Annotated in this window: 21 protein-coding genes; 9 read left to right on the top strand and 12 right to left on the bottom strand. The window is 36.2% G+C overall.

All coding sequences use genetic code 11. The annotated features are described in order from the left end of the window. From ISU00_RS10245 to mraZ, 8 genes are read right to left on the bottom strand one after another with little or no spacing between them, the layout of a single operon-like run. Window positions 1–1,194, bottom strand: a complete 1,194-nt coding sequence (locus ISU00_RS10245; protein ID WP_228850568.1) for an FtsW/RodA/SpoVE family cell cycle protein — start codon at window positions 1,192–1,194, stop codon at window positions 1–3. Window positions 1,195–1,201: 7 nt separating this feature from the next. Beyond that, window positions 1,202–2,542: a UDP-N-acetylmuramoyl-L-alanine--D-glutamate ligase gene (gene murD, locus ISU00_RS10240; protein WP_228850567.1), complete on the bottom strand. Its 1,341-nt coding sequence runs from the start codon at window positions 2,540–2,542 to the stop codon at window positions 1,202–1,204. Between the two features lies 1 nt (window position 2,543). Further along, window positions 2,544–3,779, bottom strand: coding sequence for a phospho-N-acetylmuramoyl-pentapeptide-transferase (mraY, locus tag ISU00_RS10235; RefSeq protein ID WP_228850566.1), 1,236 nt, complete (start codon window positions 3,777–3,779; stop codon window positions 2,544–2,546). A 1-nt stretch (window position 3,780) separates the two neighbouring features. Further along, window positions 3,781–5,247 carry a UDP-N-acetylmuramoyl-L-alanyl-D-glutamate--2,6-diaminopimelate ligase gene (locus tag ISU00_RS10230; RefSeq protein ID WP_228850565.1) on the bottom strand — a complete coding sequence of 489 codons (1,467 nt, stop codon included), beginning with the start codon at window positions 5,245–5,247 and terminating at the stop codon, window positions 3,781–3,783. After that, window positions 5,244–7,247, bottom strand: coding sequence for a penicillin-binding protein (locus ISU00_RS10225; RefSeq protein ID WP_228850564.1), 2,004 nt, complete (start codon window positions 7,245–7,247; stop codon window positions 5,244–5,246). Before ISU00_RS10225 ends, ISU00_RS10230 begins: the two co-directional genes overlap by 4 nt. 3 nt (window positions 7,248–7,250) lie before the next feature. Beyond that, entirely contained in the window at window positions 7,251–7,568 is a 318-nt protein-coding gene (locus ISU00_RS10220; RefSeq protein ID WP_228850563.1) for an FtsL-like putative cell division protein, read from the bottom strand. 10 nt (window positions 7,569–7,578) lie between these two features. Next, window positions 7,579–8,472, bottom strand: coding sequence for a 16S rRNA (cytosine(1402)-N(4))-methyltransferase RsmH (rsmH, locus tag ISU00_RS10215; RefSeq protein ID WP_228850562.1), 894 nt, complete (start codon window positions 8,470–8,472; stop codon window positions 7,579–7,581). Then, a complete protein-coding gene (gene mraZ, locus ISU00_RS10210; RefSeq protein WP_228850561.1) occupies window positions 8,459–8,926 on the bottom strand; it encodes a division/cell wall cluster transcriptional repressor MraZ in 468 nt (155 codons plus the stop codon). Before mraZ ends, rsmH begins: the two co-directional genes overlap by 14 nt. A 259-nt stretch (window positions 8,927–9,185) precedes the next feature. On the opposite strand from mraZ, the gene ISU00_RS10205 reads away from it, so the two are divergent. After that, window positions 9,186–9,950 carry an alpha/beta fold hydrolase gene (locus tag ISU00_RS10205; RefSeq protein WP_228850560.1) on the top strand — a complete coding sequence of 255 codons (765 nt, stop codon included), beginning with the start codon at window positions 9,186–9,188 and terminating at the stop codon, window positions 9,948–9,950. Between the two features lie 6 nt (window positions 9,951–9,956). Then, the gene (gene yihA / locus ISU00_RS10200; RefSeq protein ID WP_228850559.1) at window positions 9,957–10,589 is read left to right on the top strand and encodes a ribosome biogenesis GTP-binding protein YihA/YsxC; all 633 of its coding nucleotides are present in this window, start codon (window positions 9,957–9,959) and stop codon (window positions 10,587–10,589) included. A gap of 56 nt (window positions 10,590–10,645) precedes the next feature. Here yihA and ISU00_RS10195 read toward each other — a convergent pair whose 3' ends face one another. Further along, window positions 10,646–12,838: a carboxy terminal-processing peptidase gene (locus ISU00_RS10195; protein ID WP_228853724.1), complete on the bottom strand. Its 2,193-nt coding sequence runs from the start codon at window positions 12,836–12,838 to the stop codon at window positions 10,646–10,648. Between the two features lie 221 nt (window positions 12,839–13,059). Between ISU00_RS10195 and surE the strand changes: the two genes are divergently transcribed. From surE to ISU00_RS10170, 5 genes are all read left to right on the top strand, one after another. After that, a complete protein-coding gene (surE, locus tag ISU00_RS10190; protein ID WP_228850558.1) occupies window positions 13,060–13,836 on the top strand; it encodes a 5'/3'-nucleotidase SurE in 777 nt (258 codons plus the stop codon). Then, window positions 13,829–14,113: a hypothetical protein gene (locus ISU00_RS10185; RefSeq protein ID WP_228850557.1), complete on the top strand. Its 285-nt coding sequence runs from the start codon at window positions 13,829–13,831 to the stop codon at window positions 14,111–14,113. The genes surE and ISU00_RS10185 overlap by 8 nt, the downstream gene beginning before the upstream one ends. Before the next feature lie 15 nt (window positions 14,114–14,128). Beyond that, a complete protein-coding gene (lpxB, locus tag ISU00_RS10180) occupies window positions 14,129–15,247 on the top strand; it encodes a lipid-A-disaccharide synthase (protein ID WP_228850556.1) in 1,119 nt (372 codons plus the stop codon). 123 nt (window positions 15,248–15,370) lie between these two features. Then, on the top strand, window positions 15,371–15,814 hold the full coding sequence (locus tag ISU00_RS10175) for a C40 family peptidase (RefSeq protein WP_228850555.1): 444 nt from the start codon (window positions 15,371–15,373) through the stop codon (window positions 15,812–15,814). A gap of 3 nt (window positions 15,815–15,817) precedes the next feature. Continuing rightward, the gene (locus ISU00_RS10170; protein ID WP_228850554.1) at window positions 15,818–17,848 is read left to right on the top strand and encodes a ComEC/Rec2 family competence protein; all 2,031 of its coding nucleotides are present in this window, start codon (window positions 15,818–15,820) and stop codon (window positions 17,846–17,848) included. Between the two features lie 3 nt (window positions 17,849–17,851). Here the strand turns inward: ISU00_RS10170 and ISU00_RS10165 are convergent, their stop codons facing one another. The 3 genes from ISU00_RS10165 to ISU00_RS10155 all read right to left on the bottom strand — a co-directional run bounded on the left by ISU00_RS10165 (window position 17,852) and on the right by ISU00_RS10155 (window position 21,840). Then, window positions 17,852–18,406 carry a thioredoxin family protein gene (locus ISU00_RS10165; protein WP_228850553.1) on the bottom strand — a complete coding sequence of 185 codons (555 nt, stop codon included), beginning with the start codon at window positions 18,404–18,406 and terminating at the stop codon, window positions 17,852–17,854. A gap of 93 nt (window positions 18,407–18,499) precedes the next feature. Further along, the gene (locus tag ISU00_RS10160; RefSeq protein WP_228850552.1) at window positions 18,500–20,254 is read right to left on the bottom strand and encodes a peptide MFS transporter; all 1,755 of its coding nucleotides are present in this window, start codon (window positions 20,252–20,254) and stop codon (window positions 18,500–18,502) included. An 11-nt stretch (window positions 20,255–20,265) separates the two neighbouring features. Then, window positions 20,266–21,840, bottom strand: coding sequence for a peptide MFS transporter (locus ISU00_RS10155; RefSeq protein ID WP_228850551.1), 1,575 nt, complete (start codon window positions 21,838–21,840; stop codon window positions 20,266–20,268). Window positions 21,841–22,052: 212 nt separating this feature from the next. On the opposite strand from ISU00_RS10155, the gene ISU00_RS10150 reads away from it, so the two are divergent. Beyond that, complete coding sequence (locus tag ISU00_RS10150; RefSeq protein WP_228850550.1) at window positions 22,053–23,366, top strand: hydroxymethylglutaryl-CoA reductase, degradative; 1,314 nt, start codon at window positions 22,053–22,055, stop codon at window positions 23,364–23,366. Next, on the top strand, window positions 23,363–24,268 hold the full coding sequence (locus ISU00_RS10145; protein WP_228850549.1) for a GYDIA family GHMP kinase: 906 nt from the start codon (window positions 23,363–23,365) through the stop codon (window positions 24,266–24,268). The genes ISU00_RS10150 and ISU00_RS10145 overlap by 4 nt, the downstream gene beginning before the upstream one ends. The last annotated feature ends 24 nt before the right edge of the window (window positions 24,269–24,292 follow it).

The raw sequence follows: 24,292 nt of genomic DNA, 5'->3' as shown, positions 1-24,292 counted from the left end.
CTAAATGGTTTCACTTAATATTTTTAATGGGCTGTTTTCAAAATCTTCACGTTCCAACATTTCTTCACGCTTAGCGCTTACACTTAAAATAATGCCAATGGCCAAACAGGTCATCCAAATAGATGTTCCCCCGCTACTTATTAATGGTAAAGTTTGACCGGTAACAGGAAACAACTCCACTGCTACCGCCATATTTATCAAAGCTTGAAACACTATCGGAAGACCAACTCCCAAAACCAATAATTTACCGAAAACAGTATCTGCTTTTTGGGCTATAATGATAATCCTGAAAAGCAACCAGCTATAAAGTACCAACAAAAAGGTTCCTCCGATTAAGCCATACTCTTCTATAATTATTGCAAAAATGAAGTCTGAAGCTGATTGTGGTAAAAAGTTTTTTTGAATGCTTTTTCCGGGACCCATTCCTTGTATACCTCCTGATGCGATTGCAATTTTTGCTCTTTCAATTTGGTAATCAGCCTCGGTATCTTCGCCATTCGCAAAATTATCAATCCTACTCATCCAAGTATCGATACGGTTTGGCATTACCTCAGGAAATGATTTAGCCACTAAAATGAAAAGTGCAAAAGCAATTATCCCAGACAATAGGATCAGTAATAAATATTTAATTGGATACCCTCCCAAAAAGCATAAAGTCATTACCATGAAAAACATTATGGCAGTCGTGGAGAAATTCGCAGGAAGAATTAGGATTAGAACTAAAAAGACAGGTAACCACAAGGGTAAGATCGATTCTTTAAATGTTACCTCCCTATCTTGAACCTTAGATAGATACCGTGCAACATAAACCATTAATACCACAAATGCGAGTGTAGATGTTTGAAAAGACATACCTACAACTGGTATCTGTATCCATCTACTAGCATTTGCGCCATCTATAGTAACACCTTGCAAGAGCGTTATGGACAACAAAATGATAACAATTGGAATCATCACCATAGATAATCCCCTAAAATATCTGTAAGGAATGCGATGAACTCCATAAATAATGGCAAACCCCAAAGACAAATGCATGAAATGCTTCAAAAAATATGAAAAGGTGTTACCAGTTCCAAGGGTATACGCTAAATTACTAGCTGCACTGTAGACTGGCAAAAATGAGAAAATTGCAAGCAATGCCACTATAGCCCACATTAATCGATCTCCTTTTATATTTTTAAAAAGCTCTGTCATTCAAAATTTATAACTGTCTAACCGCTGCCTTGAATTGTCTACCTCGATCTTCGTAATTTTCAAAGAGATCGAAACTTGCACAAGCCGGCGACAACAAAACATTTTCTCCCGCTTCGGCTATCTTATAAGCAATTTTCACTGCTTCGCTCATTGACTGTGTTTCAACCATTATATCAACCATGCCAGCGAAATTATCCACAAGCTTTTCATTATCAATTCCTAAACATATAATCGCCTTAACCTTTTCGTTTACAAACGGAAAAAGTTCTTCATAATTATTTCCTTTGTCCTCACCTCCAACAATCCAAACCGTAGGAGCGTCCATACTTTCCAAAGCATAGTAAGTAGCATTCACGTTGGTGGCTTTAGAGTCGTTGATGTACTGAACCTTATTAATTTTCAATACATGCTCCAGGCGATGCTCCACACCTTGAAAGTTTTCTAGACTTTCCCGAATAGTTTGTTTTCTGATTTTTAACAAATGGGCTACGGTGGTAGCCGCCATTGTGTTTTTAAGATTGTGTTTACCTTGCAAGGTTAAATTAGTTGTAGGCATAGTTATTTTATTGTTATCAATTGTTATTATTATCTCATTGTCTTTAAAGTAGGTCCCGTTTTCAAATTCCCTTTCCAATGAAAAAGGCACCTTCATAGCCTTAATTTTATTTTTTGAAAGCCATTGATCAATAACAGGGTCATCCCCATCATAAATCAGGTAATCGTCTTTGGTTTGATTCATTGTTACCTTGAATTTTGCTTCCACATAATCTTCAAACCTATAGTTGTACCGATCTAAATGATCTGGTGTTATATTGGTTATTACTGCGATGTGCGGCCGAAAATCCATTATATCATCCAATTGAAAACTGCTTATTTCCAACACATAATAGTTATGACTTTCTTTGGCCACCTGCTCAGCAAAACTATCTCCAATATTTCCAGCTAAACCAGCATCTAGCGTGTCCTTCAAAAGATGATGGGTTAAACTTGTTGTAGTAGTTTTACCGTTACTACCAGTTATTGCAATCAATTTTGCATCTGTAAAATTTGAAGCAAATTCTATTTCCGAAATAATTGGAATGATTTGCTTCCGTAGAGCTTTTATTACAGCTACCTTTTCAGGTATGCCTGGGCTTTTAACCACCAAATCGGCTTTAAGGATACGATACATGGAATGCTGCTTCTCCTCAAATTCTATCCTATGATTTAAAAGAACGTCCTTATATTCCTGCTTAATGCTACCTGCATCGGAAACCAGCACCTCAAATCCCACTTTCTTTCCAAGAATTGCGGCCCCTATCCCACTTTCTCCTCCACCTAGCACAACAAGCCTTTCTGCTCCACTCATGCTATCTTAACTTCAGGGTTATGATTGTAAGGATTGCCAAAAAGATCCCTACGATCCAAAACCTTGTTACTATCTTGCTTTCGTGATATCCTAATTTTTGGTAATGGTGGTGCAATGGCGACATCAGGAATATTCTTCTACCTTCACCATATTTCTTACGTGTATATTTGAACCAACTTACCTGCAACACCACCGACAAAGACTCAGCGAAGAAAATTCCACACAATAAGGGAATCAATAATTCCTTACGAACCACTATAGCCAATACTGCAATTATTCCACCTATGGTAAGACTACCCGTATCACCCATAAACACTTGGGCTGGATAGGTGTTATACCAAAGGAACCCAATAAGACCCCCAATAAAAGCAGCAATAAATATTACCACCTCACCCAAGCGTGGGATAAACATTATATTTAAATAATTAGAGAAAATGATATTGCCGGATACCCAAGCAAAAATGGCCAAGGCTAAAACTATAATAGTTGAAGTTCCAGCCGCTAGTCCATCAATTCCATCTGTAAGGTTGGCTCCATTTGATACTGCCGTAATAATAAAAATTACAATAGGGATAAAAATTAGCCAAGCATAATTAGCCACACCATCTCCCATCCAATTAACCAAACTCTGATAATCGAATTCGTTGTTTTTTACGAAAGGTATTGTAGTCGTTAGAGATTTTATTTCAGGGGTATAATCTATTGTAGGTTCATTAGAATCATCAGTCTCTACCATTCCTTGGGAAGCTTCCAATTTTTGTTTGACAGTAACGTTCGGATGGAAATAAACAACCGCACCTATAAAAAGTCCAAGGGTGACTTGTCCTAGAACCTTAAATTTCCCACTTAGCCCTTTTTTATCCTTTTTGAACACCTTGATATAATCATCGATAAAGCCAATAAAACCCATCCAAATGGTGGTTATTAGCAACATTATCACATAGATATTATCCAACTTTGCAAATAAGAGTACCGGAATTAAAGTAGAAATGATAATAATTAAACCTCCCATGGTTGGCGTTCCGGCCTTTTCAACTTGTCCTTGTAAACCAAGATCTCTAACGGTCTCACCGACTTGTTGGCGTTTTAAAATATTTATAATCTTTTTTCCGAAAATGGTAGAAATCAGGAGAGATAATAATACCGCAGTAGATGCCCTAAAGGTGATATATTGAAAAACACCAGCCCCAGGTAACTGGTACTCCGTATCTAAAAACTCAAATAGGTAGTACAACATCTTATTTCTGCAATTGTTTTAAATATTCTTTCACTATTTTGAAATCATCAAAATCAAACCGTTCACCTTTAATTTCTTGATAGGTTTCATGACCTTTACCAGCCACAAGAATGATATCCCCCGGCCTTGCCATTTGGCAAGCAGTTTTTATAGCCTGCCTCCTGTCTGTTATGGTTAAAAGTTTTTTATAATCTTGAGGTTCCACACCGGCTTCCATTTCCTCAATAATTGTTTCAGCAACCTCATTTCTAGGATTATCCGATGTAAATATGGCTTTGGTACTTAATGCTGTGGCAATGTGACCCATCTTTGGGCGTTTTGTTTTATCCCTATTTCCGCCGCAGCCCACAATTGTAATTAGTTCTTCATTTTTCGTTCGGATACCATTAATAGTTTCCAATACATTCTTCAAAGCATCTGGCGTATGGGCATAATCCACAATGGCAGTGATCTTTTCCTCGCTAACCAAATACTGAAATCTTCCTGCTACACTTTCCAATTCACTTATATATTTCAAGATTTCTTGATTGTCTAGACCTAGCAAATCGGCCGCCCCATAAACCGCCAAAATATTGTATGCGTTAAACGACCCTATCAAGCGTGTCCAAACTTCAGTTCCATTGATTTTCATCAACAAACCGGCAAACTCATTTTCTAAAATCTGACCATGGTAAGTAGCCATCGACTTCAAAGCATAAGTGAAAATCTTTGCCTTTGTATTTTGAAGCATAACAGGACCATTTTTATCATCATTATTAGTTAATGCAAAAGCGGATTTTGACAAATTGTCGAAGAAGGATTTCTTTACATCTCGATACTCTGCGAAGGAATTGTGATAATCTAGATGATCATGTGTTAAATTGGTAAATATGCCTCCCGCAAATACAAGCCCTGCTGTTCTGTTTTGTGCAATTCCATGACTGCTCACCTCCATAAAGCAATATTCTACCCCTTCCTCATTCATCATTTTTAAATAAGAATTTATTTTAAGAGAATCAGGAGTCGTGTGTGTCGCCGGATAATCAGCATCATCGATTTTAACAACTACGGTAGACAGCAATCCAACTTTGTAACCAGCTTTTTTAAATAATTTGAATAGCAGCGTAGCAATCGTGGTTTTACCATTAGTACCAGTAACACCTACCAATTTTAAATTTTCGGATGGTTGATCAAAAAAGTTTGAAGCCATATAGGCCAATGCAGAAGCGGTATTCTCAACCTCAACATAGGTAACAGAGTCATTAATTTGATCTGGAATTTCCTCACATATAATTGCTACTGCTCCACTGTCTATAGCCTTGCCTATATACTTATGACCATCAGTCTCCACACCTCTTATAGCAACAAATACATCCCCACCATTAACTTTTCTCGAATCAAAAACAATTTCATTAATGTCTATACTGGTATTACCCACAACCTTATTGAGACTACATTTATATAATATGTCCTTAAGCACTTTCGTCATATACTTAAAATCACTTCTTCATTTGTGGAAATTTTCTCACCATTAGGAATCGATTGTCTTTTTACAGTACCAACACCATCGGTTTTCACTTTCAAACCAAGGTTTTCCAAAAGGGAAACTGCATCCATCATGGGCAACCCAACAACATTCGGCATTGATGTTCGCTGCTTTCTAGACAAGGCATAATAAGTGTCGAAATTCTTTTCAACTATACTGTCATTAACTTCTAATGAAGGAACCTCATCAGATATGGGTGTATCTGTATAAATTTTCTGAGCAATCTTTTTGAACACTGGTCCAGACACATCTGCACCATAATAACCCACCGACTTGTCAGGCTCGTGAATAACCACAATGCAGGAATATTTTGGGTTTTCTGCAGGGAAATATCCTGCAAATGAAGAGATATAATTGTAGTTGTCTTTGTTAGCGTAATCCTTTTGGCAAGTACCCGTTTTACCTGCCATCGAAAAGCTTGGCGAATATAATTTATGCCCCGTACCATGCTTTTTCTCAACCACATTTTTAAGTAGATCCTGTACTTTTTTCAAGGTTTCATCAGAACATACTTTAGGATTGATTACTTCTTTATGAAATGGAACAATGGTTTCATCAAACTCCCTGACTTCCCGTAAAAATTGTGGTCTAACCATTTCACCATCATTAGCAATTGCATTGTAAAACGTAAGTGTTTGTAAGGGGGTAAATGAAACACCATAACCATATGCCATCCATTGTAAGGCTATACCACTCCAACGACTTTTATCTCCCGGCTGTGGAATAATAGGATCTCCTTCACCTATAATTGGCAAGTCTAATTTTTGATCAAGACTCATTTCATGAAGTCTATCTACAAATTTTTGTGGGTTTTTAGAATAGTGCTTATCAATTGCCGCTACTATACCTGTATTTGAAGAAACCTCAAATGCCTTCGCCAGAGAAATCTTTCCATAACCGCCATGATGGCTATCTCGCACATTCTTGCCATAAAATGTAAGTACACCTTTTTTAGTATCAACCACATCGCTAGTATCAACAACCTTATCCTCGAGTGCAGCAGTTAGCGCCATCAGTTTGAATGTTGAACCTGGCTCATGAGATTCCCAAATTGCATAATTTCTGCGCTCGTAATAGTAGCCCTCAGAATTCCTACCCAAGTTGGCCATAGCCCTAATCTCACCAGTTTCAACTTCCATGACGACCACACAACCATGGTCAGCATTAAATTTTTCTAACTGTTCTAAAAGGGAATGATGGGCAATATCTTGTATGTTTACATCTAAAGTGGTGTATACATCAAATCCATTTTTTGGCTCAATCTCATTATAATCGGCTATTGGCTTCCATTGCCCATTGCCTATTTTTTGTTTTAAACGCTTTCCATCTGTCCCGCGTAAATATTGCACTCCAAAAGCACCATCCATACCTGCACGAGTTACATTACCTTCCTCATCCACTCGTTCATACCCTATGGTTCTTTGAGCAATACCTCCCATAGGATGCTCACGTTTTACAGATTGCTCGACGATTAAACCTCCCTTAAATGCACCTTGATTGAGAAGCGGAAAATTTCTTACCCTGCTGTAATCTGAATACCCAAGATTTCTAGCGATTAAAAAATACCTATTCTTATTTGCACGAGCTTTTCTTAAAACATTTTGGTAATAGCTTTTTGGTTTTCCAAAAAAGGATGAAAGAGAGTCACTTAGAGCAGAAAGATTTGTCTCGAAATTTTTAGCTGTTGGGGTAAGAGCATCAAATCGTATATCGTACTTCGGAATAGACATTGCCAAAAGACTTCCATCTGCAGCATATACATTACCCCTGTTAGCAGGTATGGTTACTTTTTTAATAGTACGGTTTTCCGCTAACTCTCTATACTTTTCACCATCCACGAACTGAATCGCACACAATTTCACAACTACTGCCACCACAAAAAGGAAGAGACAAGTAGCCACAAAATACATTCTATTTAATATGCGCTTTTCTGTTACAGCCATAGTCTAGTCCTGTGCTTTAACTTGAATTTTTTTTGGTGGTTCAACAGAGTTAACAATTCCTTTTTCCGCCATTTTTTTTACAATGGATGACTCCATTTTTAAACGCATTAATTTGGAGCGTCCGTCCATAAATGCTGATCGCAATTCTTTTACTTCATTATTCAACCGCGCTATCTCATGAACTTTTTTATCGGCACTATGAGAACTTGCAATCATCACCACAGCCAAGGCAGATATAAACAGAATGGTTCTCCAGTTTTTAAATGAATCATTACTTATTAAAAATTTACCCTTGAGTATGCTATAGATGCTTTGTTTCATTATTATGCGTTTACAACTTCTCAGCTATTCTAAGTTTTGCACTTCTTGCTCTGCTATTAACAGCCAATTCCTCCTTTGTAGGTACTTGCATGCCACCAACTTTTTTAAATGGCACTTCAAAATTTCCGTACATATCCCTCTCCGGCTCACCCTCAAAAAGACCATTACGCATAAAGCGTTTAACTAATCGATCTTCTAAAGAGTGGTAAGAAATGCAAACCAATCGGCCTCCTTTTTTCAATATTTGTGGAGTTTGCTCCAGAAACTCCTTAAGTACTTCCAATTCTTGATTCACTTCTATGCGGATGGCTTGATAAATCTGAGCTAGGACTTTATGTTCATTCTTATGTTTAACAAATCGTTTCAAAACTGACTTCAATTGTTCGCCAGTCTCAATCCTAGCATTCTTTCTTTCTGACACTATAGTTCTTGCCATTGCAGGAGCTTGACGCAATTCTCCATACTGGAATAATACCTCCGAGAGCTTGCCTTCCTCATATTCATTTATAACATCTAAAGCCGAAATTTTAGAAGTCTGATCCATTCGCATGTCCAAAACCTCATCGAAACGAGTAGAAAACCCTCGTTTAGGAACATCAAACTGATGGGAAGAAACTCCAAAATCCGCCAAAATTCCATCGACTTCTGTAATACTATGAAACCGCAAGAATCGTTTTAGGTAACGGAAATTTTCATTGATTAAAAGAAATCGATCATCTTGAATGGCATTTTCCAAAGCATCCAAATCTTGATCGAATGCTATCAACCTCCCCTTATCTAGATATTTTAGGATTTCTCGACTATGACCCCCGCCACCAAAGGTGACGTCGACGTAAACCCCGTTGGGTTGAATATTTAGTCCCTCAATGGATTCTTTTAGAAGGACAGGTTTATGATAGGTCATAGTCATCATCTTGGCCCATTACTTCTTCAGCCAAATCAGCAAAATCCCCAGTAGCATCATCAATGGCTTGTTCATAGCGGTCTTTATCCCAGATTTCAACAATGTTCACTGCTGCAGAAAGCACCACTTCTTTACTAATACTAGAAAAGGCTATCAAATCTTTTGGAATTAATAGCCGTCCGGTGGCATCAACTTCTACCACTTTCAGCCCAGCTGTGAATCGACGGATGAAATCGTTATTCTTTTTCTTAAATCTATTCAGCTTGTTAACCTTCCCCATCAAAAGTTCCCATTCTGGCATAGGGTATAATTCCAAACAGGGCTGAAACACCGCACGCTTTAATACAAAGCCATCCTGAAGAACAGGCGACAGTTGCTTTTTTAGCGGAGCAGGCATCATCAATCTCCCTTTGGAATCTACTTTACATTCGTATGTCCCTATTAATGAATTCAATGGGCAAACCTTAATTGATGGATTGGTATGGATTCAAATATATTGAAAAATATACCACTTTTTACCACTTTCTACCACATTGTTGATAAATTTTCCACTTTTATACATTTCCAACTTAAATAGTACCTTGAAAAAACAGCCTTGAAACGGCAAGCACAAAATGATTGCAATTCAGAATATTGTGATTGAAAAAATTCTATAATTACGTTTATTAGTTGAATTGCCTATATTTGTTGCGGTATATAAGTTGACCAACTAGATGACACATCCTCTAAGGAAAGAGAAGAATTTCAGCTATATAGAAGTTGGAGAAGGCACCCCCATAATCGTCCTACATGGTCTTATGGGTGGCTTGAGTAATTTTTCGGCAGTAACCGATTATTTCAGTCAGAATGGATACAAGGTTATTATTCCTGAATTACCAATCTATTCAATGTCATTGCTTCAAACTAATGTTAAAAACTTTGCTAAGTATCTAAATAAATTTATCGAATTCAAAGGTTTCGACTCTGTCATCCTATTAGGCAATTCCCTTGGCGGTCATATTGGATTATACCATACCAAAATGTACCCAGAAAAAGTAAAAGCCTTGGTTATTACTGGTAGTTCAGGTCTTTATGAGAGTGCAATGGGCGGTGGGTATACAAAAAGGAGAGACTACGAGGTCATTAAAAAGAAGGCACAAGACGTCTTTTATGATCCGGAAGTCGCAACCAAGGAAATAGTAGATGAAGTTTATGCTACGGTTAATGACAGGAATAAACTTATGAGGACTTTAGCTATTGCTAAAAGTGCGATAAGGCACAACATGTCTAAAGACTTACCAAATATGCATACTCCTACTTGCATCATATGGGGCAAGAATGATACTGTAACCCCTCCTGAAGTTGCCAAGGAGTTTGATGATCTTCTTCCGGATTCAGAACTATTTTGGATAGACAAATGTGGGCATGCCGCAATGATGGAACATCCAGAGGAATTCAACAAAATTTTATATTCCTGGCTTCAGAAGCGAAATTTCTAAACTGGCATGATTATAAAAACTGCCGAATTTGTAGTAAGTAATTCAGACGTTAATAAATGTCCAGAAACAACCTTACCTGAGTATGCTTTTATCGGTCGTAGTAATGTGGGCAAATCTTCTCTGATTAATGCGATTACAAATAGAAAAAGTTTAGCAAAGACTTCGGGACGTCCTGGAAAAACACAATTGATAAATCATTTTTTGATCAATAAGGAATGGTATTTGGTGGATTTACCTGGATATGGTTATGCGAAAGTTTCAAAAGGAACTAAAAAGAAATTTCAATCTTTTATTACCAAATATTTTGAAAAGCGAATTCAACTAATCAACGCATTTGTATTAGTTGATGTAAGGCATGAGCCTCAGAAAATAGATATGGATTTTATGTCGTGGCTAGGAGAAAAGCAGCTTCCATTCAGTATTGTTTTTACCAAAGCCGACAAACTTAAGCCAAAACCCCTGAATGAAAATATCAATAATTATCTCTCCATTATGAGAGAAACTTGGGCTGAATTACCAAATTACTTTGTAACCTCATCTTCATCCGGCCAAGGAACTGGCGAATTACTCAATTACATCCAAGACACTAACGACGAAATAGAACGGTTAAAAAAGGAACAAAATCCGTTTCAGCCATAAACAAAGAAACGCACTAAGTTTGTTAGCGCGTTTCCTGTAAAAAGGCAGCAATTATACTAATTTTTTACATTATTGTTGGCCACCTTTTTGATTTCGTATGTAGTTTTTAAGTCATTAAGAACATTTATAGCTTCTTCCATATAAACATCCTTACTTAGGCTTGTATGCCAACGTGTTCTTTTCTCTTTTAAGATGGTATCTTGCTCCATCACCTCCAATTCATAAGGTAATGAATTAAATGTAAGATCAGTAGTATATTGAGATAATTTGTCAAATTTCTTAGCCTCCTGTTCATTAATGTTCAACGTTTTTCTATAATCCTCATAGTTTAAAGAATAGGATTCTCTATCTCTTATTTTTCTAATCCAATGGGCATTTTCATCGATTAATTTTAATTGTTCATTACTTGCCATACGCTCCTTACTTTTCAGTATAGTAGCATCATAGTCATAATAATTCTCCCAAACGTTGTAATCAACCGCATCGATTTTATCCCACGGAAGAGGGTTTTCTTGGTCCTTCTCACCAATATCTATATAGCTATAACGATCTGGAACAACAACATCACTTTTAACACCTTCCAGTTGGGTAGATCCACCATCAATTCTATAAAACTTTTGGGTTGTAAATTTTAATGCACCCATATCGCCATTTGTGTTAGAACGAACCATTCGGTTTAAGTCTAGTACATTCTGAACAGTACCTTTACCGTAAGTTTGCTTACTACCCAATATAATTCCTCTCTTGTAATCTTGCATGGCGGCAGCCAAAATCTCCGAGGCTGATGCGGATAATTCATTTACCAATATCACCAAGGGACCATCCCAAACAATTGATTTATCCCTATCCTTAAGAACCTCTTTAGGCTCTCCTGAGGTTTTAACTTGTACGATAGGACCATCCTTAATAAACAACCCTGCTATATCCACTACAGTTTGCAATGAACCACCTCCGTTGTTTCTCAAGTCCAAAACCAAACCTTCCATGCCGGCCTTCTTCAATCTTATAATTTCTTGTTTAATATCAGATGCGGCATTACGCTTATTGTAATCCTGAAAATCGACATAAAATTTGGGGAGATTAATAACTCCAAAGGTTTTACCGTTTTTCTCAACGGTAGCAGACTTGGCATAGGTTTCTTCCAACTCCACAACGTCTCTGGTAATGGTAATATCTTCAATAGCTCCATCAACCTTTTTAAGTGTCAGCGTAACTTTGGTGCCTTTAGGGCCTTTGATAAATTTAATTGCATCATCTAAACGCATCCCAACAACATTAACTCCTTTTTCTTCCTTTTCTTGAGTTACTTTAATAATCTGATCACCAACTTCCAATTCATTTTGCCTCCAGGCAGGACCGCCACTAATAATTTCGACTACTGAAATGGCATCCATTTTCTTTTGAAGTCTCGCTCCTATTCCTTCAAAATTACCCGACATTGCAACATCAAATCTATCCTTTTCCTCTGGAGCAAAATAGAAGGTATGAGGATCAAATTCCTCAACTATGGCATTAATATAAACCGCAAACCAATCCTTTCTCTGGCGGTCATCAATATATTCATACATCTCCTCCAAAGACCTTCTTGTTACATCCCTAGATTCTTGTTCCAATTCGGCTAATGATTTTTTTACCTCTTTGCCTTTTTCATGAAGCTCTTGTTCATTTGTAGTATCGTTAAAACCATCTTCCAAGGTAGAGTTTAAAGTGGCACGTCCATCTTGTTGACTAATTAAATCGTCATAATTAGCGATAGTTGAAAATTTCATTTGTTGTCTCCAACGATTCCTCATTTCCTTCTTATTTGAAACATAAGGGAGGTTTTCATAATCCGTAGAGAATTCTTCTTTTATTGAATAATCAAAAGGTTCTGCTAAAACTTCCTGGTACAATGTTTTAGATTCTTCTATCCTCTGAAGAAACTTGGCATGCACAACATTAAAAAATGAAATGTCATAACTTTTCAACTGATCATCCAAATTATCTCTATACTTTGAAAACTCTTCAATGTCTGAAGCATAAAAATATCTCTTGTAAGGATCTAGCTGTTCCAAATAATCATCAAATACTTTTTCAGAAAAATCATCATCTAAATCCTTTGGACTAAAATGACCTGTTTCAAGCACATAAGTAATCAATTGAATTAATAACTTGTCCTTATCTGGATCTTCAAATTTTTTGGTGGTAAAACTACAACTAGCAAAAGCCAATAGAAGGGCCAATAGAATTAATTTGTAGTTTGTTTTCATTAATCTTATCATATATCGCACAGTTTCAATAGCTCCAATTAATTAAAAATAAGTTTGGGGCTCTATTTTTATTAGAACGTAATAATACAATTTTTTTTATAAGTCACTAATGTAACAGAAAAAACTGTGCCATATTACTGGGCTTGCTATAATTTTTTGTTAAACGTGGATAGCCCGTTTTAAGTTTGGAAATGCCTATTTTTGCTTTAATTCTTGAAAAAATGTCTAGAAAACCCCTGATCCTTGTAACTAACGATGATGGAATAACCGCTCCCGGTCTAAGGGCCCTAATCGATGTAATGAATGGCATTGGAGAGGTGATTGTTGTGGCGCCAGATGGACCACAAAGCGGAATGGGACACGCCATCACCGTTAATTCCACCATTTTTGTTGATAAAGTAAATGTAGACAAAGGACCCCAAAGGGAGTATAGTTGCACTGGAACACCTGCTGACTGCGTAAAATTGGCCAATAGGCAACTTTTGAGTCGTCGCCCGGACATTTGTGTTTCTGGGATTAATCATGGTTCTAACTCTTCAATTAATGTCATTTATTCAGGCACAATGAGTGCTGCCTTAGAGGCAGGTATTGAAGGGATACCCGCTATCGGTTTTTCACTTTTAGATTACAATTGGAATGCAGACTTTTCGGCCGCCAAAGAGATTGCCAAACAAATTACTTTAGAAGCACTTGAAAAAGGCATTCCGAAAGGTGTTGTACTTAATGTAAATATTCCTAATGTAAAAAAATCTGCAATTAAAGGGATAAGGGTTTGTCGACAGGCAAAAGCCAATTGGGAAGAGGAATTTGACAAACGCAAAACGCCTCAGGGTAGAGACTATTATTGGCTTACTGGAACTTTTGTAAATTTGGATGAAGGGGAAGACACGGACGAATTTGCTTTAGAAAAGAATTATGTTTCTGTAGTACCCGTTCAGTTCGATTTAACTGCTCACCATTTTATTCAAGAATTAAATACTTGGAAATTCAATGATTAAAAAAGATATACTAATTGGTTTAATAGCCGGTTTCATTGCCAATACTGTTGGTTTATTTTTTGCCGCTTGGTTACTTGGAGATAAAAGTGATGTTATTGGTTCAATAAAAACTTCTTTGGTGGAAGACTTTTTTGGAAAACTTGTTAGTATTGGTGCGGTTTTCAATCTTCTTTTATTCTTTTATTTCCTACGCAGAAAAAAAGATTATAAAGCTCGCGGTGTCGTTTTGGCAACCCTCCTAATTGCTATTATAACTTTTATCGTTAAGTTTAGATAGTTCTTTCACCATCATATGAAATACTACATTATTGCAGGGGAAGCATCTGGAGATTTACATGGAGCTAATCTCATGAAAGCCATTAAGAAATTAGACAATGGAGCTAATTTTCGTTTTTGGGGTGGAGATCTAATGAACAATGTTAGTGGACAATTAGTGAAACACTATAAAGATCTTGCATTTATGGGTTTTGCAGAAGTGGTTATGAATTTAAGAACCATCCTAAAAAACCTATCTTTTTGCAAAAATGATATATTCAACTTTAAACCAGATGTTCTCATTTTAATTGACTATCCTGGTTTTAACTTGAGAATTGCCAAATGGGCAAAATCACAAAACATTCCAGTGCACTATTATATATCTCCACAAATTTGGGCTTGGAAAGAAAATAGAATTCGCGATATTAAAAGGGATGTTGATGAGATGTATGTTATACTCCCTTTCGAGAAATCGTTTTATGAGGATAAACATAATTTTCCTGTTCATTTCGTTGGACATCCTCTTATTGATGCCATCATACAGCGAAAACAAATTGGCATGGATGAATTTCGATCTAAAAACAATTTAAATTCAAGACCAATAATAGCATTGTTACCTGGTAGCAGAAAGCAAGAAATTAAAAAAATGCTTAAGGTGATGCTGAAAGTTGCTGATGATTTTCCTGCTTACCAATTTATCATAGCTGGTGCTCCAGGACAAGAACCAGAATTTTATGATAGATTTCTCGAAAACCATGAGGTTAAAATAATCTTTAACCAAACCTATGATTTATTGAGCATGTCCTATGCGGCCTTGGTAACCTCTGGCACTGCCACTCTTGAAACCGCTCTTTTCAAAATACCTGAAGTTGTATGCTATAAAGGGAATTGGTTATCCTATCAAATAGGGAAGCGTCTTGTTAAGCTAAATTTTATCTCTTTAGTAAATCTCATCATGGACAAGGAGGTGGTAACAGAATTAATACAACATGATTTCAACGAAAAACGACTAAAACAAGAACTCAGAAATATTCTAGATGGAGCTAATAGGGAGGAAATGTTCATTGAATACTTTGAGCTTGAAATGAAACTAGGAGGTAAAGGAGCGAGCGATAAAACCGCTAAACTAATACTAGAAAGCATCGAAAATCACTAAAACTAAATCTATTTAATTTTTTTTGATAATTTTAGGCTTACCATTTCTAATTAAGATATGCGACCCTATCTACCCCTAATCTTCTCTTTTCTTCTAATAACGGGATGCAAATCCCGAAAAACTGTGGTTGGCGCAAAGGAACCTCCTAAATCAGAAATTATAAATCCTAACATACCTGTAAATCCAATTGCTGAAAAAGTGGTTGAGAATGCCAAAGAATTTGAGGGCGTTCGGTATAAATATGGTGGCACTACCAAGAAAGGTATGGATTGTTCTGGTTTGGTAATGACCGCTTTCCTCGAGGAGGAAATAGCCTTACCACGGTCCACTAGCGGTATGTCCTCTTATGGGGCTTGGGTAGATGTAAAAGAGGTTCAGATAGGTGATTTATTATTTTTCGCAACTGGAAAAGATAGCAGAAAGGTTAATCATGTCGGAATCGTTACCGATTCACGACCCGGTTATGTTCAATTTATACATTCTACAACTAGCCGAGGAGTTATAACCTCAACCTTGGATGAGAAGTATTGGTATTTTTCCTATGTACAAGCTAGGCGGGTACTTTAAATAATGAACGCCATAAAATACCCCTTGATAAGGATTACCCTTTCCTTAATTATTGGTATAGCAATTTCTTCATTTGTAACCATTAATTTAATCATTTCTAGCGTTCTATGCTCGACCCTATTTGTTGCTCTACTTATTTTATATTCCAAAATCAAGCAAAATAGAAAATTTCAAATAGTATTTGATTTTCTTTTCCCGCTTCAATTTATAGCAATTGGTATCTTATTGATTCCTTTACAATCAGATAAAGCATATGCAAATTTTATAGGGAATAAAAAATTTGATGCAAATGTGCCTAGCATCATTCAATTTGAAGTTGATCATCGCTTAAAGCCTACACAGTATTATGAGCGATATTTAGTAAATATTGAGTATTTAAATACATCTCCCTGTATAGGAAATGCAATATTGAGAATACACAAATCCGACTCTTCATTTACACTTCCAAGGTCATCCACTGGAATTCTAACTTCATTTTTGAAACAGGTTCCAACCCCATCAAATCCAGGGTCATTTAATTACCAACAGTATTTAGAAAAAAAGGAAATTTACTATCAAATAACAACCAATTACGATTCAATTTCAATAAAAAAGGTTTCTTACTTTTCCATTGCTTCTTTAGCAGATCGTATTAGAAATAGCGTAAAGTCAAAATTTAAAAATAAGGCTTTAAACAAAGAGCAACTTGCCATTACTAGCGCACTTTTACTTGGAGAAAGGGAAGACATTTCTCCAGAACTCTCTGAGAATTATGCAGCTGCCGGAGCCATACATTTATTAGCTATATCAGGCCTACATATTGGTATCATCTTTCTGTTTCTGTCTATTATTTTAAAGCCTTTAAATCGACTCGGCAAGAAAGGCACCGTCATTCGGTCGGTTATTATAATACTACTACTGTGGGGGTTTGCAATAATTTCCGGATTGTCTCCATCTGTTGTTCGGGCCGTTACCATGTTCAGCCTTTTGGCATTTGCAACCTTAATAAAACGCAATCCAAACTCCATTAACGTTATTTCAATATCAGCCCTCATCCTGTTATCATTTAATGCACGGTTGTTTTACGATGTAGGTTTTCAACTAAGTTATTTGGCAGTTTTGGGAATTGTTATAATTCAACCAAGGCTATTTAAATGGTTAAGAACAAAAAATAAAATCCTGAACTATTTTATAGGTCTAATTACAGTATCATTGGCGGCCCAATTAGCGGTTCTACCTTTAAGCCTCTATTATTTTCATCAATTTCCAACCCTTTTTATACTTTCTAATTTATTATTGATTCCCTTGGTTACAATTATTCTAATGTTAGGGATTTTATTGACAGTTATTTTGTTAGTATCTACAGGAATTGAAAACTACCTAGTTAAATTTTTTGGGAAATTAATTAATGTGATGAATTCTGTTGTAGGTATTGTCGCAGAACAAGAGGAATTCATATTAAACCAAATTCCCTTTACCACAATAAATTTAATTACCCTCTTTTTCTTAATAGGCTCGCTTGTTTATCTGCTGTATAAAAGATCCTCTGTATCAATTACTTTAATATTAATCTCAATAATATTAGTGCAGATAGGTGTTTTATTGAATAGGCAACTTTATAATAAAGATGAATTAGTTATTTTTCAAGTAGTAGGAGAAACTTTGATTACCAAAAAGGAAAATCGAGAAATAAAAGGGTTTACAGATTCCCTAACAGAATACAAACAACAGATTTTGGAATCATATAAATTATCCCAATCAGCTAACTCCCTAGAAATTGACTCAGTTCCAAACGTCTTTAAAATAAAAGGAACCTATTTATTAAAAATCGATACTTCTAATGTTTGTATTCCATTAGAAAATCTCCATAGTGTATTATTAACCCATTCACCCAGAATTAATTTAGATCGGTTGATTGACTCACTTCAACCTGAAAGAATTATTGCAGATGGCTCTAACTATTTTAGTTTCGTAAATAAGTGGGAGGAAACCTGTAGAAAAAGAAAACTCCCATTTCATGCAACTCAAAAAATGGGAGCCTATATTTTTAAATGACATTTATATCCCCTCCTTAAATTCAGGAGTGAAAGCTGAATAATAGGCATTGAAGTCTTCTTGTGATTTCATGTCTTTATGATCGTCATTTTTAAATAGTTTTAAATAAAGCTCTAATTGCTGAGGCTTCTGATATCCTCTAATAGGCGAAATTACCCCGCCTGTTTCATCAAAGAAAACAATAGTAGGATAAGCATTCACTTGAAAATACCTAGTAAGATCATGAACGCTATTTCGCCTGTTGGCCAAATCTGGATTGTAATTAGCGTTGCTAAAAGTCTTTCCATTATACTTTATGACCTCATTCCCCTCTCCATTAAATTTTACAGCATAATAATTTTTGTTCACGTACTCAACAACATCTTTATTGTGAAAGGTATTTTTATCAAGCATTTTGCATGGTCCACACCAATTGGTATAAACGTCCATCATAATTTTCTTAGGGTTTTTCTTCTGAAGCTCTAGAGCCTTTTCCAAAGAAACCCATTGGATTTCCTGTGCCTGTAGGGTAATTACAGATCCAATCATAAGCAGAAATATAAGGGCTATCTGTTTCATTTTCAATCTTTTTCTATTGATAATTTTGTCAATTATAACTTTAAATGTACAAACTTTTGGTGTGATACCTGCAAAAGTTGTTCCAAAAACCGATTAACGGATACCATGCATTAAACGTTTAATAACCGGATATAATACAGCTGAAAGTATCGCTAAACCTGCTGAAATTCCGGCAAGAATCCAGAAAAATGCACTCAATCCTTTTTCAGCCGCAATTCCTTCTGAGGACTCTGCAAAGACACCAGCTAATTTCATACCAATTGCGACGGCCAAATACCAGATTCCGAACATCATAGCAATCATTCTTCCAGGCACCAGTTTACTTACATAAGACAATGCAACAGGTGAAACGCATAATTCACCCATGGTATGAAAGAAATAAACCAATATAAGCCAAATTATACTCACCGAGGCGGTTTTTGCTCCAACCGGGATACCGGAAGCACCAATGGCCACACATGCCATACCAAGGCCTAATAAGGTCATACCAATGGCATATTTCATATTAGCATTTGGATTGTATTTACTTTCCCACCATTTAGTAAATAGAGGTGCAAAGGTTATAATAAATAAAGAATTCAATATGCCGAACCAAGAGGCATCAATTTCCGCCACATCTTGATTGAATTTATCCCACAATCTGTACAATGCAATTGCCCAAATAATTACAAAACTTATTGCCAATATAATATTGGAAAGACCATATTTACTAAATGTTTTCTTAAAGAGTTTTACTAAAACCCAAGTGATTACACCCAACGGAATTAACGTCATAAGTGCATCAACAATCTTAAATATTAAGGCTGAATTACCTTCCAATACTCGATCTGTATAATCTCTAGCAAATATGGTTAACGAACTCGGAGATTGTTCAAATATTGCCCAGAAAAAAATGGTAATAAACGCAAAGAAAATTACTGCAATCATTCTGTGCATGGTAACCTTGTCATATTTAGGGAGCCGTATTACCAGCAATAAAATAAATAGCATTAAAGCGAACAAAATCATAAGTGTAGGGCCATCTATACCGGCGAAGGAAAAATTAAATAGATTGTATTGCCCATCACTAATTTTTGTGACAGGATCATTTAATATCCATGCCAAACCAATAACAGAAGAAACAATTATTAATCCTATCTGGAAGTTGGTGAAAGGATTCAATTTTGATTTATCATTTCTCGCCTTTGCAGTGGTATTCTCTACTTTTCCGGGTTTTAAACCGATATCCCCAAATATGTTCTGTGCAAACCAAAATTGAAGTAAACCAAATAACATGAATATTCCGGCGAGACCAAAACCCCAAGACCAGCCTACTTGTTCACCTAAATAACCACAGAGTAGAATTCCCAAAAAGGCACCCGAGTTAACACCCATGTAGAAAATGGTATAGGCCCCGTCCTTTTTTTCTGGTTTATTTACATACATTTCTGAAATTATCGAAGTCATATTGGGCTTAAAGAACCCACTTCCAAATACCAAAAAAGTAAGTCCTGAATAAATAAAAACGGGAGATTCTATGGCCATACAAGCATGGCCAATTGTCATTAGTAAGGCACCGACAAGAACAGCATATCTATAACCAATTTTCTTATCGGCCATATAACCTCCCAGCAGTGTTGAGAGATAGACCAAGGAAGTATAAGTTCCAAATATGGCAAAGGCATGCTCTCTGGGCCATCCCCAACCACCATCCAACAATGAGGCAGTAAAAAACATAACCAATAAGGCCCGCATACCATAATAGGAGAAGCGCTCCCACATTTCGGTGAAAAACAAAACAAATAATCCTGCCGGATGTCCTAAAACCTTATCCTTGAATAGGCTTTCAAAATCAGTGTTTGCAGTCATTAGCTTAGGAATTAATCGTTTAATTTAGGATCAGCTAATTCGTAACCTTCTTGTTGCTCATCTTTACCTTCTAAATTTTCAGCTTCGTGAGTTAACCTTTTTAACGGTTTTAAAACTGCCAAAACTAATAGACCGAATATTGTACAGAAAACAGCAATTCCGGTAAAAATGGCAAACTCACCAAATTCTGAGGCAGATTCTCCTAAAAGACCGGCAACCTTATTTCCTAGACCAGTAGCCGCAAAATAAGCCCCCATCATAAAGGCCATCCAACGTTCTGGAGCTAATTTTGTAATAAATGATAATGCAACTGGAGATGCGCATAGTTCTCCTAGTGTATGAAATAAATAAGCTAAAACGAGCCATTGCATACCAGATTTTTGAATTACTTCTCCGGCTGCATCGTAACCAACTTCTTTACTTGCCACAGACATGAAGAAAAATCCCCAGCCCATTATAATTACACCTATGGCCATCTTAAACAACGAGGAAGATTCCTTTCCCCTATTCTTCCACCATACCCAAAAACTTCCAACTATAGTTGCAAATACCAAGATAAAAATGGCATTAACCGACTGAAACCAACTTGCCGGAACCATAAAACTTCCTAATGACAAATCTGTTTTTTGAGCAGCATAAACATTTAACAAACCACCAGCCTGTTCAAAAGCTCCCCAAAAAATTATGATGATTAAAAACGATAAATAGGTAACTAAAATCCTATCTTTTTCAACCTTATTTCCATCGTTATAAACCACGACTCCAACACCCACAGCAAAAGCTAAAGCTATAACTAAAAGACCATAAGACCATGAGCCTCCTAAAAACCAAATTGCTAATCCTAAAGCAACAGTAATTGAAAATCCAATAATAGAATTGGTATGTTTGAAAATTGCAGAAAAGAGATTCTTACTTTCCTTAGCATTTTCATCATCTCGATCATCAATAACGAGATTACCTACATGTTTAAGATACTTCTGACCCCACCAATAAGTCAATTGGCCAACACCCATACCGATACCTGCCAATCCAAATCCATAATGCCATCCTATATTTTCACCAACATAACCAACTATAAGAGCTGCCGCTGCTGCTCCCAAATTGATTCCCATGTAAAAAATATAAAAACCCATATCTCTTTTATTCTGTTGGTTTTTCGGATACAATCCCCCAACCATAGTTGAGATATTAGGTTTCAACATACCCACACCCATCACAATCAAAATAAGACCTAAATAAAAGGCCCACATTTGCTCGATTGCTAAGACGCTATGACCAGCTACAAGGAGAAGACCACCAACAAAAACCGATTTCCTTTGGCCCAGTATTTTATCCGCGATTATACCCCCAGGTATTGAGGCTACATAAACGAACATGGTGTACCAACCATATAATGCAATAGCACTATCATTTGCCCAACCCAAACCAGGGTTATCAGAGGCGGTTTCTGCCACTAAATATAATACCAAAATGGCACGCATCCCATAATATGAAAAACGTTCCCACATTTCTGTTAAGAACAAAATATACAAACCAACAGGATGTCCGAAAAGCTTCTTTTGGTTAGCTAAAACTGTAGCTGTCATAAAAAATAAATTTTAGTTAGAGTAAGGTTTCAAAAGTTATAAGTATAGAAAATCGTTAAAAATTGAACCAAAAAATTAATTTTAAACAAAAAGTGACCAAGTTTACTAAAATTTGAATAAAATTTGAGGATATTTCGTGTTAAATCGCTTCAAGAGCAGAAGAGAATTACTCCGTCGGGATTGATATCTTTGCACTTTCATTATAAAACAAAATGAGCAAGACCATTTCAGGATTTTCAAAACTTTCTAAGAACAAAAAAATAGATTGGATTGTATCTACCTATTTTCCAGATTCTAACGAGGCGAAGAATATCATAAAACAGTATTGGAGTAGTGATGAAAAACTCCAAAAACTACATGATGAATTCATTGAAAATACCATAACGAATTATTATCTGCCATTTGGGGTAGCTCCAAATTTTTTAATTAATGGACATCCTTATACTATACCTATGGCGATTGAAGAAAGTTCAGTCGTAGCCGCGGCTAGTAAAGCAGCAAAATTTTGGCTGGAACGTGGAGGTTTTAAAGCTGAGGTGATATCTACCAAGAAAATAGGACAGGTACATATTATCTATAGGGGCAGCAGTGAGGCTTTATTCAGTTTTTTTGAAGAATTAAAACCCAAGATCCTTGATGAAACCAAACCATTAACCAAAAATATGGAAAAGAGGGGTGGTGGAATTTTAAGTGTTAAACTAATTGATAAGACTTCCGAACTAGAAAACTATTATCAAATTCATGCCGAGTTCGACACTCGCGATGCAATGGGTGCAAACTTTATCAATTCTTGCCTAGAGAGTTTTGCTAATACTTTAAGAAGGGAAGCAAAAACATTCAAGCAGTTTGAAGATGAAACAATTTACCCAAAAGTGGTTATGAGTATTCTATCAAACTATGTGCCTGAATGTTTGGTAAGAGCTGAGGTCAGTTGTAATATAGACCTATTACAGGAAGGAGATATATCAGGCCAAGAATTTTGCGAACGCTTTGTACAAGCGATTAAAATTGCGGAGGTTGAACCTTATCGTGCCGTAACCCACAATAAAGGGATTATGAATGGTATCGATGCCGTTGTTTTAGCTACTGGAAACGATTTTAGGGCTATTGAGGCCGGCGTTCATGCCTATGCTTCAAAATCTGGACAATATAGAAGCTTAACTCATGCTATTGTAGATAATAATATTTTCAAGTTTTGGATTGAAGTTCCATTGGCCTTAGGTACAATTGGCGGTTTAACTAGCCTTCATCCATTGGTAAAACTTTCATTAGAAATGTTGCATAGACCAAATGCGGAAGAATTGATGGAAATAGTAGCCGTAGCAGGATTAGCGCAAAACTTTGCTGCCATAAAGTCCCTGGTTACAACAGGAATACAGAAGGGGCATATGAAAATGCACCTAATGAATATTTTAAACCAATTTGGAGCCAATGAGGAGGAAAAATCAATCTTAATCCCCAAATTTCAAGACATTCATGTTTCTCACAGTGCCGTTTCTGAAGCTTTAAATAAAATGAGGGAATGACAACATCCTTCAAGGCTAACGGCAAATTGTTACTAACCGGAGAATATGCCGTCTTGGATGGTGCATTATCCCTAGCCCTACCAACAAAATTGGGACAATCGATTCTAATTGAATCGGCAGATATTGATGGTATTAATTGGAAAAGCTATGACCACAATAGTGAAATTTGGTTTGAAACATTTATCAATTTTGACGAATTATCTGCAAATACAGATAATATTGAGGTTGACAAAAAAGCTAGGTTAATTTCTATTTTTAAAGAGGCTAGAAATCTTAACCCAAGTTTTCTCGTCAACCAAACAGGCTTTAAAGTTGAAACATTTTTAGATTTTAATACTAATTGGGGATTGGGAAGCTCAAGTACTCTCATATCACTGATTAGTCAATGGGCAGATGTAAACCCTTTTACCTTATTAGGAAAAACCTTCGGAGGTAGCGGCTACGATATTGCATGTGCAACGGCAAATGGACCCATTACTTACGAATTGAAAAATGGTAAAGCTAATTATTCATCAGTAAAATTTGATCCAGCCTTTAAAGACAATCTTTATTTTGTTTATCTAAACCAAAAACAAAATAGCAGAAAGGCAATTGCCACATACAGAAAAAATAAAAATACTATCGGTCTTACTGACAGAATTTCAAAATTAACTTTAAATATACTAGCTACGGCAGATTTTAAAAATTTTCAGGATTTAATAAATCAGCATGAGGGCTTTATTTCCCGGGCATTAGACGAAGAACCAATATCTACCAGATTTCCGGACTTCAAAGGAGTCCTAAAAAGTTTAGGGGCATGGGGTGGCGATTTTATTTTGGCTGCAACAGAGGAAGAACCTTACACCTATTTTCAAGAAAAAGGATTTAACGTAATCATACCCTATCATAATTTAATTCTATAAAAAAAGCACTGAAAATCAGTGCTT

Source organism: Aegicerativicinus sediminis (assembly GCF_015476115.1).
Lineage (GTDB): Bacteria > Bacteroidota > Bacteroidia > Flavobacteriales > Flavobacteriaceae > Aegicerativicinus > Aegicerativicinus sediminis.
Note: the sequence above shows the minus strand (reverse complement) of the source record. Positions and strands in the feature narration are given on the sequence as shown.